The following is a 13,022-nucleotide window of genomic DNA, read 5'->3' as shown; positions in this document are numbered from 1 at the left end:
CGATTCCGACAATTACCGCTCAATCATCTGATGTATGGCGGCAGGACGTCGCTCGTGCCAATCGGTCGCGCCCTGATACCGCACCCCGGCCTCGAAGAGCACACCCTCTCGACCTCGCGCAGCGGTGAGCTGAGCACCGACCGGCATCCCCGACAGTGGGTGGAACCCCACCGGCAGCGCGAGAGTCGGTCCGTCGTGCAACGACCACGGATAGGTGAACTGACCCATCCGTCGAGACAGGGCGACCACGCCGTCTCCGCCGGCGAGGGGCGGCACGTCCACGGGCATCGTCGGGGTCAGCACCAGGTCGACGTCCTCGAGGACCGGACGCAGCAGGGCTCGGAACCGTTCGCCCGCCTCGTGCGCCGCGGCGCGATCCTCGTCGGTGATGCCGAGCCCCAGCATGATTCGTTCTCTGGTTACCGCCTGGAACAGGGACGGTTGCGTACGCAGCCTCGCTCGATGGTGACGCGCGAGATCGCTGTAAACGATCGTGTAGACGATGTCCTGGGCGTCGGCCGCGAAGGGCAGCGACACGGGAACGATCGTCACGTCCAGCTCGGCGAACAGGCTCACGGCGTTTCGGACGGTACGGGCCACACCCTCGTCCACGTCGGAGGCGATGAACACGTCCGGCACTCCGACACGGACTGTGCCCGTAGCGTTCTCGGTCGAGCGGGAGGACAGTGCGTCGAACAGGGCGGCCACCTCCCCGACCGTGCGCGCCATCGGGCCCACCGTGTCGAACTCCTCGCTGACGGGGTGAACACCGGCCGTGCTGATCGACCCTCTACTCGGACGCAGGCCGGTGACACCGCACGCAGCGGCGGGCAGTCGGACCGAACCGCCGGTGTCGGTACCCAGCGCAGCGTCCACGATTCCCGCCGCGACGGCGATACCGGAGCCTCCGCTGGAGCCACCCGGAACCCGGCCGAGGTCCCACGGGTTGCGGGACGGCCCCGCGGCCGAGTTCTGCGACGTCACGCCGACGGCGAACTCGGCCATGTTCAGTTTCGCGGTCACCCGAGCGCCGGCCGCACGCAGGCGTGTCACCACGTCAGCGTCGTGGTCCGCCCGGTGGTCGGTGAAGTAGGCCGAGGCACAGGTGGTCTCGATGCCGGCGACGTCGATGTTGTCCTTGACCCCGACGGTCTTACCCGCGAGAGGCCCCTCGCCGGCCGGGGGTGCATCGATCCACCGGATGACGCTCCCCAACCGACGGTCGAGAGCGAGCGGGGACAGGTCCGGTGTCTCACCGGCCTGTCCCCCACTCTCGGTCAGGCTGCGCTCCGCGCTCGCAGCTCCGCCGTCGCGTCCTCGTCGACGGTCCACGATGCGGTGTTCACGACCACACCGTAATCGCGTCGCGCGTCCTCCTCGGTGAGGTACTCGTCCCAGACGTCGCTCAGCACCTGGAACGGGTCGCGCTCGAAGGGATCGCCGAAGCCGCCACCGGACGGGAGCTTGATCTCCAGGGTCTCCCCGGCACGAATGGTCTCCTGGGTCACCTTGGAGTAGAGCACCTCCTCGCGGTCGGTCCCGGCGTTACGAGTGAACGCACCCGAGACGCCCTGGTGCCCACCGAGAGCTCCCGCCGGCGGATCCGAGCGGTTGTCCGCCTCGGAGCCCAGGAACGTGTCGGTCTCCATCAACCACTTGCGCACACTGCCGATACCGCCACGCCACTTGCCGGGAGCCGGTGCCTCGTCGCGCAGCTCGTATCGCAGCGCCCGCATGGCATGGTTGAGCTCGAGCTCCTCGATGGGGTTGTTGCGGGTGTTGGCCATCAGCGCGTCGACGGCGTCCATTCCGTCCTTGCCGTTGCGGCCGCCGTACGACCCCTCGTTGATCTCGATGTACACCCAGTACGACTCGCCGTCGGGCGCGATTCCGGAGTACGCGATGGCACACAGCGCCGCGGACGATCCTGCGATCGCATGGTCCGGAAGGACCGGTGCGAGAGCGAGATTGATCGAGTCGAACACCCGGTTCACCTGAGAGAACCGCGCGAAGCACGACGCCGGAAAGTCCGGGTTGAAGATGGTGCCCTCGGGTGCATAGGCCTTGACGGGTCGGAAGCAGCCGTCGTTCTGCGGAACGAAGTCCTCGGTGAGGTCCTCGTCCAAGAGGATGGTACGGATGGCCGAGACCGCGACCGGGAGGACCGACCCCTCGAAGGGGACGTTGAACGCGGTGGGGACCTGACTGTTCGAGCCGGTGAGGTCGATCAGGATGTCCTCTCCCTCGACCTGCACGCGTACGGCCACCTTCAGCGGCTCGTCGCGGTTTTTGCCGTCGTCGTCGAGGTAGCCGATCGGTGCCTCGTAGCTGCCGTCGGGGATCTCGCGGATCTTGGCACGCAGCATGGACTCCGAGTAGTCCATCCACCGTTCGCCCGCACTCATGACGGTGTCGAGACCGTACTTCTCGAGCAGCTCCGTGAAGCGCTTCTCGCCGATCCGCGAGCACGCGATGAGGGCCTCGAGGTCGCCACGGTTCTGCTCGGGGGTGCGGACGTTGTCGAGAATGTGCTGGATGAGGTAGTCGTTGCGGACGCCCGCCTGGTAGATCTTCATCGAGTCCATGAGCTTGCCCTCGGCCCACACGTCGACGACGTCCATGCACAGTCCGGGGAAGTTGCCGCCCACGTCGGAGACGTGGCCGGTGCAGCCCGCGAAGCCGATGTGTTCGCCCTGCCAGAAGATCGGAATGATGACGCCGTAGTCCGGCGAGTGTGCGGCGCCGTGGTACGGATGGTTGTGCAGGATCACGTCACCCGGCTCGTACGTTCCCGCGAGCCTACGGTTGACACCCCGGATGTAGGCGGGGATCGAACCGCAGTGCATCGGTGTGGAATCCGACTCGCACAGCTCACGACCGTTGATGTCGAAGATGCCGGCGCCGAGGTCCTCCGACTCGCGGATGAGGCTCGAGTACGCCATCCGGTAGAGCACCTGAGCCATCTCCTTGGCCATCGACTGCAGAGCACCGCCGATCACCCGGAGCGTGATCGGATCGACCTCCACGTCGTTCCACGTGCGCGTGGAGTCACCCGCCAACGAGACTCCGGTGATGGGCATCAGCGTCTTGCTCATGCGAGGTTCCTCTCGATGATGATGTGGCCGACGGCGTCGACGGTGGCATGCTGATTCATTCCGACGATGGTGGTCGAGTCGAACTGCTCGACGATCGCGGGTCCGTCGAACCTGTTGCCCGCCAGCAGGAGCGATCGCTCGTACACCGGGGTCTCGACCCATTCGGGCTTCGCGGTGTCGTCCTTCCAGAAGAGCGCGCGGGCCGTGGTCTTGATCGCGGCGGAAGCGTCGGCGGTGCCCTTCTCGATGTCGGCGATGCGCACGTGAGGCACCGCACCGACGCCCGTGACACGGACGTTGATCAGCTGCACGGGTTTGTCGTCGAAGCGCTGGGAGTACGTGCGCCCGTGCGCCTCGTGGAAGGCCTCGGCCGTCGTCTTAACCCAGACGTCGTCGATCTCGCCGTCGGGTGCCTGCACGCGGAGCTCGTACCCTTGCCCCACGTATCGGCAGTCGACGCTGCGCTCGAGCGAGATGTTCTCCGGTGCAACCCCGTCCGCCCGCAACTGGGCCACTGCCTGCTCGGACAGCCGCTCGACCTGCTGACGCAGCAGCTCGATGTCCGGGTCGGCCGACGAGGTCCACACCGTGGTGGGCTCCTCGTAGCGGATGTCGGTGGTGAGCAGACCGACCGCGGACGTGATGCCGGGGTGGCCGGGCACGATTACGCGCGGGATACCGAGCTGATCGGCGATCTGCCACGCGAACAGCGGCCCTGCTCCACCTTCCGCGATGAGGGAGAAGTCGCGGGGGTCGTACCCCTTGCGCACCGAGTGCAGGCTGATGGCTTCCGTCATGGAGTGCGCGAGGATCTTGAAGATGCCCATCGCCGCCTCGTCGAGAGGCGCGTCCAGCTTGTCGGCGATGTGGGTCTGGATGGCGGTGCGGGCGAGTTCCGGCTGAACCCGCATGGTGCCGGACAGGAAACTGTTCTCGCGCAGCCACCCCATCATGACCATCGCGTCGGTCGAGGTCGGCTCGGTACCGCCGTGGCCGTAGCACGCAGGTCCGGGAACGGCACCGGCGCTGCGCGGTCCGACGCGGAACATGCCGCCGTCGTCGACCACCGCGATGGAGCCACCGCCGGCGCCGATGGTGTCGACCTCCGCCATCGGCACCATCGCGTGGTAGTCGCCGATGCGGGTGTCCAGGAGGTGCTTCATCCGCAGTGCGCCGTCGGGCGCCACTCCCACGTCCGCCGAGGTGCCGCCGACGTCGAGGGTGATGACGCTGGGGAAGCCCGACGCCTTGCCGATGGCGCAGCCGCCGAGGAGACCGGCGACCACACCGCTGGTCAGCAGTGACACGGGAATCTCACTGGCGCTCCGGGAGGTGACCAGTCCGCCGGCGGAGGTCATGAGGTGCACGTCCTCGCCGACTTGTGCCGCGCTCGCCTTCTGTGCGAGGTTCTCGATGTACTGCGACGTCTTGGGCCCGATGAACGCATTGAGCGCGGCGGTGGAGAAGCGCTCGTACTCGCGGTACTGCGGAGCGACCTCACTGGACAGCGACACGAAGACGCCGGGGAACTCCTCGGCGATGATCGCCTTGACCCGCTGCTCGTGGGTCGGGTTGCGGTAGGAGTGCAGAAAAGCGACGGCGATGGCGTCGACACCTCGCTCGCGCAGGAGCCGAACCTGTTCCCGCACAGCATCTTCGTCCAGGGGTGTCAGGACGGCGCCGGAGGCGTCGATACGCTCCGGAACGACGCGCCGGTTCCGCCGCGGTACCAGTTGCCACTTCTGCCACGGCAGATCCTGGTAGTTGGAGTAGTTCAGGGGTCGCTTCTTGCGCGCGATGTGCAGGAGGTCGCGGAACCCCTCCGTCGTGATCATTCCGACGTCGCACCCGTTGTGCTCGAGGACGATGTTGGTGGCCACCGTCGTGCCGTGGAAGAACATGTCGATCTCGGCCGGGTCGATTCCCGCCCGCTCGGCCAGGACAGCGATGCCGTCCATCGTGCCGATCGAGGGATCGTGGTTGGTCGACGGCGTCTTGTGCACCACCACGGTGCCGTCGTCGTCCCACAACACGAGGTCGGTGAAGGTTCCACCGACGTCGACTCCGATTCGTTTCATGTGCCATCCAATTCTGTCGGCTCTCACGTGGGGAGCAGGAGTGGGACGACCGGGACGCGTCGCTGCAGTCCGGGAGTCCGTGCGGGGTCTCTGTGCACCCTGCGAAGGTGACCCGAGTCATAGTGCGCCACCCTGTGCCCGAATGCAATACCTCTGATGTTTTGGGCAGGTGACGCCTCGTCAGGTGCCCTTCAGTCCCACTCGACGGTATTCGACACCCTAAACAGCCGATGTATTGCCATGGTGCCCGATCTTCGGATGCCGCTGCTCGCCGCAGTCGCTCGCGCTACGCTCGTGCTGTTCCGCCACCGTCGCCCCACGTGATCGCCCGTCGTCACGAGCCGGACGACCGACCGAGAGGCCCGCCTCAGTGCCCGAATCCTCGACCGCCGATCCGAGCGCCAAGAGCACGCCGGCCTACGCCGCACTCGCGACACGACTGCGCGACCGCATCCTGTCGGGCGAACTGCAGCCGGGTGAGCGCCTCCCCAGCGACACGGAACTGACGGCGGAGTTCGGCGTCGGCCGGAGCACCATCCGCGAAGCCCTACGGTCGTTGGCTAGCCAGAATTTGATCCTCACCACTCGCGGCGTCACGGGCGGCAGCTTCGTGGCGGTGCCCAGCGTCGGCCATATCAGCGAGCACCTCGAAACCGGTGTCGCGCTCATGACCACGGCCGATGCCGTCACTGTCGACCAGCTGATGGAGGTACGCAACCTCATGGAGGTGCCTGCGGCGGGCATGGCCGCCTTCCGCCGCACCGAGGACCACCTCGATCAACTGCGCGCCTCGATCTTCGATCCCACCGACGCCCAGGGGCCGGAGACCTTCGTCAAGAACCAGGAGTTCCACCTCGTCCTGCTGCGCGCTGCGCAGAATCCCCTGCTCGAACTCATCACGGCACCGGTGTTCCGGGTGCTGTCGAAGCGTTTCGGTCGCGATCACGCGCCGGAGGGCTTCTGGCAGTGCGTCGACCACGACCATCGGGCGATTCTCGACGTCGTCGCCGCGGGCGACTCGATGTCCGCGATGGACATGATGCGTCGCCACCTCGACCATCTGGGCGGCTCCTACCGACAGATGGACAAGCTGCGCACTCAGTAGCACCAAACATCTGCTCTTTCGTGAGAATCGACCGCATCGGTTCTCGCAGATCCGGTCAGAACTCCCCCTTGACGGTCTAATCATCTGATGTTTATGGTTCAGGTGCAGGCTTCGCCGACCGACACAGGGAGACACCGTGGCAGTCCATCCGGCCGTTCTAGGGCGCTTCTTCGAGGATTACGTGGTGGGTGACGTCTACCAACACCCTCTGGGACGCACCGTCTCGCAGGCCGACAACACTTGGATCACGCTGCTGTCGATGAACACGAACCAGAACCATTTCAACGCACATCTCGCGGCGCAGAACCCGATCACCGAGGGGCGCGTCATCGTGAACTCGGGCTTCACGGTTGCGGTGATTCTCGGCATCTCCGTACTCGACATGAGCCAGAACGCGATCTCCAATCTCGCGTTCACCGACATCAAGATGTCTCACCCCGTGTACGAGGGCGACACGCTGTACGCAGAGAGCATCTGCACGGGCCTGCGACTCTCCGAGTCCCGCCCCTATGCCGGCATCGTCTCGATGATCACCCGTGGCCTCAATCAGGATGGCGTGGAGGTGATCTCGTGGAAGCGCTCCGTCATGGTGGCGACGCGTGAGAGCGGCATCGGCCAGAACTACTTCCCGGAGGCGCAGAGCGGTCCGCTGCAGCTGCCGTCCGACACGAAAGGCGACGCACGATGAAACCACTCGAGGATGTCCGCATCATCTCGCTGGAACAGTACGGCGCAGGCCCGTTCGGCAGTCTTCACCTCGCTGATCTCGGTGCCGACGTCATCAAGATCGAGGACCCCAACGTCGGCGGTGACGTCGGCCGGTACGTGCCGCCGTTCAACGAGGGCGAGGACTCGCTCTTCTTCGAGACGTTCAACCGCAACAAGCGCAGTCTGTCGCTCGATCTCTCCACACCCGCCGGGCGCTCTGTCTTCGAGGACCTCGTGAAATCTAGCGACGCAGTCTATTCGAACCTGCGCGGTGACGTACCCGCCAAGATCGGCATCACGTACGACGATCTCAAACACCTCAACCCGGCCATCGTCTGCTGCAGCCTGACCGGGTTCGGTATGACCGGTCCGCGCGCGAAGGAACCCGGCTACGACTACATCCTGCAGGGACTCGCGGGCTGGATGAGCGTCACCGGTGATCCCGACGGCCCACCCACCAAATCCGGTCTCTCGCTGGTGGACTACTCGGGCGGGTTCGTCGCCGCGATCAGCCTGCTCTCCGGTCTGCACGCCGCGCGGCGCGACGGTGTCGGCGGGGACTGCGACGTGTCGCTGTACGACACCGCGATGTCGCTGTTGACATATCCCGCGACGTGGCATCTGAACGCGGGTTTCGAGCCGGTGCGAACCAAGAATTCGGCCCACCCGTCGCTGGTCCCGTTCCAGGCCTTCGAGGCCACGGACGGCTGGCTCATCGTCGGCTGCGCCAAGGAGAAGTTCTGGGAACGGCTCGTCGTCGCCATCGGCCGACCCGATCTCGGTGCCGATCCTCGCTTCGCGAGCTTTTCCCTGCGGGGGCAGAACAAGGACGTTCTGCTGCCGATGTTGGAGGACGTGTTCGCCACCGACACCGTCGCACATTGGTTGTCGCTGCTGGGCCCGGCAGGCGTTCCGTCCGGACCGATCAACGACGTGGCGCACGCGCTCACCGAACCCCACACGCTCGCACGCAATCTCATCGTCGAGACCGAGCACCCGGTGTACGACACGGTGCGCCAACTCGCCTCCCCCGTCAACTTCGGGCCGCAGCGTCCTGAATACCGACGTGCACCGCAGCGCGGGGAGAACCTCGAGGAGATCGTGGCCGAACTCGGCTACGACGAGGAGACCATCGCCACCCTGCGCCGTAGCGGCGCCTTCGGCGAGGTGTCGGCCGAGGCACACGCGTGACCTCCACCGTGCTGTCCGAGTGGGCGACGGGGGTGACACTCGACGATGTGCCGCCGGCCGTGCGGCACGCGACCGCTCGTCACCTGCTCGATTCGGTGGGTACCGCGGTGGCCGCGCAGCGTCTGGGCCACGGACGCGCCGCCTGGACCGTCGCCGACGGTCTGGGCGGCCCTCCCGAGGCCCGCCCGTTGACGGGGAACCGAGCACTGTCCGCACCCGCCGCCGCCCTGGCCACCGGCGTTCTGGTGCACGCGCTCGACTTCGACGACACGCACGCCGGCGCGCTCGTCCACGCCACCGCCGTCACCCTGCCGGCAGCCTTCGCCGTCGGCCAGCAGACCCACGCCACCGGTGCCGAGGTACTCACAGCCGCGACACTCGGCCTCGAGACGGCCTGCCGACTGGGCGCTGTCAGTCCCCACGGGTTCCACGCTCGGGGGATCCACGCGACCGCGGCGGTGGGCCCGTTCGCCGCGGCCGTCGTCGCCGGGCGGCTCGGAAAGTTCGACAGTGAGACCCTGGTCCATGCGCTCGGCATCGCTGGATCGTCGAGCTCCGGTCTCCTCGAGTTCCTCGACACCGATGCCGACACGAAAGCGCTGCACCCCGGCACGGCCAGCTTCAACGGCATCCTGGCCACCCGCCTCGCAGCCGCCGGCGCCACCGGACCGGGCTCCGTGTTGGAAGGGCGACGGGGCATCTATGCGGCACTCACCGATCGACCCGTCGACCTGACCGTTCTGACCGACGGATTCGGAACCCGCTGGGAAGCACTGGGGATCGGCATCAAGCCGTACCCCAGTTGCCAGCTGATGCACGTCACCCTCGACGCGGTGTCCGCCGCTGTCGCGGGCCACGACGTCCACGTCGACGACATCCGTGACATCGAGGTGCTGGTCCACCCGGACTCCACCCCGTTCGTGTGCGGACCCAACACGGGCGTCGCCTCCCCGCGCAGCACGTACGACGGCAAGTTCGATCTGCCGTGGAGCGTGGCCGCGTTGCTGCGCGACGGGGCAGTCGACGTATCCACCTACACCGACGCGTCGATCGCCCGAGCCGACGTGCTGACAACGGCGCGCACGGTCCGCGTCGTCGAACGTCCCACCGACGGGCCCGCGGCCGCCGCTCCCGGACACGCCACCATCACCCTCGCCGACGGCCGTGTGCTCGTGGGAGACGTCGGCGGAAGTCGCGGCAGTGCCGCATTCCCACTCGACGACGCGGCACTGCGGGAGAAGTTTCTCGGCAACTGCGGCCACGACGCTCGTGCGGACGAACTCGCCGATCGCGTTCTCGGACTCGCCGACGAACACGACCTCTCCGCCGTGCTCGATCTCGCCGCGGCCATCGCGCCCGCCCCCTGACCCTCGCCTGGAAGAAGGACACCACCATGGATTTCACGTACGACGAACAGCAGACGGCGTTCCGTAAGGCATTGCGCACCTTCGTGGACAAGGAGATCGTCCCGGTCGCGAACGAATGGGAGAAGACCGGCCGCTACCCCACGGAGATCGTCGACCACATGAAGGCAATGGGCCTGTTCGGGATCACGACGCCGGAGGAGTACGGCGGCCTCGAACTCGACAAGGTCTCCTTCACTCTCGTCTACGAGGAGTTGGCGCGTGGATGGATGGGCATTGCCGGCATCGTCGGCAGCCACAACCTCTCGTGCTGGATGATCGCCAAGCACGGCACGGACGAGCAGAAGCAGTCTCTCCTCCCGAAGCTGGCCACGGGTGAGTGGCGCACCGGCGTCGGCCTCACCGAGCCAGGTGCGGGCACGGACCTGCAGGGCATCAAGACCACCGCCAAGCGCGACGGCGACCACTACGTCGTGAACGGCGCGAAGACGTGGATCACCAACGCGCGGCATGCGAACGTCCTGCCCGTGCTGGTGAAGACCGACACCTCCGCCACCCCTCCCCACAAGGGCATGAGCCTGCTGCTCATCGACACCACCAGTGAGGGTTTCGAGGTCCAGCGTGACATGGGCAAGCTCGGTTACAAGGGCACCGAGTCGTGTGAGATCAGCTTCGACAACGTTCGGGTGCCGGTCGACGCACTCCTCGGCGGCGTCGAGGGCCGTGGACTGCAGCAGGCGTTGTCCGGACTCGAGATCGGTCGACTCAACATCGCGGGTCGCAGTGTGGGAATCGCGCAGGCGGCCTACGACGCCGCGCTGCAGTACGCGAAGGAGCGCACCGCCTTCGGGCAGCCCATCGCCGAGTTCCAGGCGATCCAGTTGAAGATCGCCGACATCGCCACGCAGCTGCAGGCGGCCCGACTCATGACCTACTGGGCTGCATCGCAGGCAGATTCGGGCAAGCGCGTCGACATGGAGGCGGGCATGGCCAAGTACTTCGCGTCGGAGGCCGCCATCACCGCCAGCCTCGAGGCCATGCGCATTCACGGCGGCTACGGCTACTCGACCGAGTTCGTCGTCGAGCGTCTCTACCGCGACGCGCCGCTCATGGCCATCGGCGAGGGAACCAACGACATCATGCGCACCGTCATCGCGAAGTCGTTGGTCGCGGGATCGAGCGTGATCGGGTGAGTGGGGCGCTCACCTACCTCTACGTCCCCGGCGACATGCCGGCCCGCTTCGACAAGGCGCTCGCCTCGGGTGCGGACGCCGTCGTGCTCGATCTCGAGGATGCAGTCGCTCTGCGGGACAAGGACTCCGCACGCGCGGAGGTCGCCGCCTGGGTCGCTACGTGCGAGCCCGGTGACGTCGAGGTGTGGGTGCGCGTCAACCCGGGCCCGCTGCAGGAGGCCGACATTCGCGCGGTGGCGCATGCCCGGCTGACCGGGGTGTGGCTCCCCAAGGTGGGGTCACCCGAGGAGATCGCGATCGCCGATCGGGTGCTCGCCGACGTGTGTCCACACGCCGCGGTGTCGCCGTTGCTCGAGACGGGTGCGGCGCTGTTCGACGCGCTCGCCATCGCGCAAGGACCCCGCGTGCGCTTCCTGCAGATCGGTGAGGCCGATCTCGCCGTCGACCTCGGTATCGACGGCGAATCGGACCCCAGCGCGCTGCTGTTCGCGCGGTCACAGGTGGTCGCGGCCAGCGCCGCCGCAGGCCTCCTCCCCCCGCTGGGGGCCGTGTCCCGCAACTTCCGCGACCTCGACGCGTTCACCGCGGACACGCAGTCGCTGTCGCGTCTCGGCTTCGTGGGCCGCGCGTGCATCCACCCGGCCCAGGTCCCGGCGGCGCGCGCGGTGTTCGAGCCCACGCCCGAGGACGTCACCCGAGCACGCGCCGTGCTCTCCGCCCTCGAGTCCGGTGGGGCCGGGGTCGACCAGGACGGTCACCTCATCGACGAGGCAGTCGCGAAGCGGGCACGACGGGTGATGGAGCGCGCGTATAGGGCAAGTGGGGTCGGGCCCGAAACATGTCGGTGCCCTGCTGTAAGCAGTGAGTAGGCAGACGGATGATTCCTGCCACCGACGCTCGGTTCTCCGACGTCGAGCTAGCTGTTCGCACAGAATCGAGAACCCCATGGACCACGACAGTCGCGGCTTTGGCGGTATCCCCGCCGGCAACCCCGGATTCACCGTCGCCGTCGAGATCGACCGGCCCTTCGACCAGATCGAACCGGACGAGTACCTCCAGCTGCTGCACCAGGTCGGTGACGACGCGGCCAGGATCGACCGATCCCTACTCGGTCATGCACGCGTCGTCCTCGACGTACCCGGCAGCGGATGGTGGGTCTCCGGACATGCTGCTCTCCATGCTGTCGACAGGCTCGCAGAGGAGTGGAGCGTCCTCGGTGTCGAGACGAGCCGGTCGGACCTCTGGTCCACCAGCCCTCACATGGCCGACAGTCGCCTCCCCCGCACTCGCCGACTGCCGGCGAGTGAGGGCACGCGGTACACCGTCATCATCGAAATCGAGCCGTACGACGAGCTCGTCGATGACGTGGAGCTGTCCGACTACTTCCGGTCCAGGGAACGCGCGGACGTCGTCGTCGCCGACAACGGGCGTCGGCACATCATCGTGTCGAGGCGCGACTGGGACGTCTCCTGGGCCTGCCAACTCACCGCCAAATCCCTCCATGTCATCAGCAACGCGTGGTCCATCACACGCATCAGGACGGTCGAGACCGCGGTATGGAAACGAGAGCACTCTCGTCCGCGCGTCGACAATCGGCCGACGGCAATCCCGCAGTGGCAGTACGCACTCCGCATCGACGGCACCAGATGCGTCGTCGTCACCGACAAGGATGTCGACCTGGACAACTGGTACGCGAAGTACACCAACTCCGACGGCATGTCGGGCGTCGAGCAGTTCTTCCACGGCCCCGCCTGGTTGACCGACGACGGCGTTGCGAACCTTCGGAGGAACGGCGACGCCATCGACGCATGGATCGCTCCCCTGCCCCGCGGTGGACTCCTCGACAACATCACCGACGGATACGGCCGAGTTCTGCCCGTCGACGACTCCGAGGGCACCGCAGCATGGTTGATGGAATCGATGTTCGACAAGCCCGCCGGCCTGATCATCGAACTCGGTCCCAGCGACTACGACCCCGACGACGAGGGGGACGTGTTCAACGCGCAGATCCACGTCCTCGACGACGGCGTGTACATGGTGCGCCGATCGCGAGCCGTTCTCCAGCGACTCCGACTGGTCGACCATGGTGTCGAGGGGTTGGAGCTGGACCACTGGCATCACGACGACCACTTCGACGACTGCACGGACGGTTATCTGTTCAGCCGCGATACCCAGCTCATCGCCAACGCGTGCGTCGCGTGGTTCCGGCAGAACGGCGTGACCGACGAGCGCAGTGCGCTGGGCTGCTCCTACGAGTTCGTCGACGAACTCCCCCGCACCTCCTGACA

Annotated in this window: 10 protein-coding genes; 7 read left to right on the top strand and 3 right to left on the bottom strand. The window is 66.8% G+C overall.

The window, feature by feature from the left end; genetic code table 11:
• Positions 1 to 12: 12 nt before the first annotated feature.
• From BR07_RS23735 to BR07_RS0107360, 3 genes are read right to left on the bottom strand one after another with little or no spacing between them, the layout of a single operon-like run.
• Positions 13 to 1,332, bottom strand: a complete 1,320-nt coding sequence (locus tag BR07_RS23735; protein WP_231476236.1) for an amidase — start codon at positions 1,330 to 1,332, stop codon at positions 13 to 15.
• On the bottom strand, positions 1,278 to 3,095 hold the full coding sequence (locus BR07_RS0107365) for a hydantoinase B/oxoprolinase family protein (protein ID WP_027504878.1): 1,818 nt from the start codon (positions 3,093 to 3,095) through the stop codon (positions 1,278 to 1,280). The genes BR07_RS23735 and BR07_RS0107365 overlap by 55 nt, the downstream gene beginning before the upstream one ends.
• The gene (locus BR07_RS0107360) at positions 3,092 to 5,173 is read right to left on the bottom strand and encodes a hydantoinase/oxoprolinase family protein (protein WP_027504877.1); all 2,082 of its coding nucleotides are present in this window, start codon (positions 5,171 to 5,173) and stop codon (positions 3,092 to 3,094) included. The genes BR07_RS0107365 and BR07_RS0107360 overlap by 4 nt, the downstream gene beginning before the upstream one ends.
• A 370-nt stretch (positions 5,174 to 5,543) precedes the next feature.
• On the opposite strand from BR07_RS0107360, the gene BR07_RS0107350 reads away from it, so the two are divergent.
• The 7 genes from BR07_RS0107350 (at position 5,544) to BR07_RS27570 (ending at position 13,020) form a co-directional block, all read left to right on the top strand.
• Positions 5,544 to 6,278, top strand: coding sequence for a FadR/GntR family transcriptional regulator (locus BR07_RS0107350; RefSeq protein ID WP_027504876.1), 735 nt, complete (start codon positions 5,544 to 5,546; stop codon positions 6,276 to 6,278).
• Positions 6,279 to 6,414: 136 nt separating this feature from the next.
• Positions 6,415 to 6,966 carry a MaoC family dehydratase gene (locus tag BR07_RS0107345; RefSeq protein WP_027504875.1) on the top strand — a complete coding sequence of 184 codons (552 nt, stop codon included), beginning with the start codon at positions 6,415 to 6,417 and terminating at the stop codon, positions 6,964 to 6,966.
• Positions 6,963 to 8,177, top strand: a complete 1,215-nt coding sequence (locus BR07_RS0107340; RefSeq protein WP_027504874.1) for a CaiB/BaiF CoA transferase family protein — start codon at positions 6,963 to 6,965, stop codon at positions 8,175 to 8,177. The genes BR07_RS0107345 and BR07_RS0107340 overlap by 4 nt, the downstream gene beginning before the upstream one ends.
• The gene (locus BR07_RS0107335; RefSeq protein WP_051613139.1) at positions 8,174 to 9,544 is read left to right on the top strand and encodes an MmgE/PrpD family protein; all 1,371 of its coding nucleotides are present in this window, start codon (positions 8,174 to 8,176) and stop codon (positions 9,542 to 9,544) included. Before BR07_RS0107340 ends, BR07_RS0107335 begins: the two co-directional genes overlap by 4 nt.
• Positions 9,545 to 9,570: 26 nt before the next feature.
• Entirely contained in the window at positions 9,571 to 10,734 is a 1,164-nt protein-coding gene (locus BR07_RS0107330; protein WP_027504872.1) for an acyl-CoA dehydrogenase family protein, read from the top strand.
• The gene (locus tag BR07_RS23730) at positions 10,731 to 11,603 is read left to right on the top strand and encodes an HpcH/HpaI aldolase/citrate lyase family protein (RefSeq protein ID WP_081821145.1); all 873 of its coding nucleotides are present in this window, start codon (positions 10,731 to 10,733) and stop codon (positions 11,601 to 11,603) included. Before BR07_RS0107330 ends, BR07_RS23730 begins: the two co-directional genes overlap by 4 nt.
• A gap of 76 nt (positions 11,604 to 11,679) precedes the next feature.
• Positions 11,680 to 13,020: a hypothetical protein gene (locus tag BR07_RS27570; RefSeq protein ID WP_231476234.1), complete on the top strand. Its 1,341-nt coding sequence runs from the start codon at positions 11,680 to 11,682 to the stop codon at positions 13,018 to 13,020.
• Positions 13,021 to 13,022 lie beyond the last annotated feature (2 nt).

Source organism: Rhodococcus sp. UNC23MFCrub1.1, from assembly GCF_000686025.1.
GTDB lineage: Bacteria > Actinomycetota > Actinomycetes > Mycobacteriales > Mycobacteriaceae > Rhodococcoides.
This window is presented reverse-complemented; position numbering and strand designations above follow the sequence as displayed.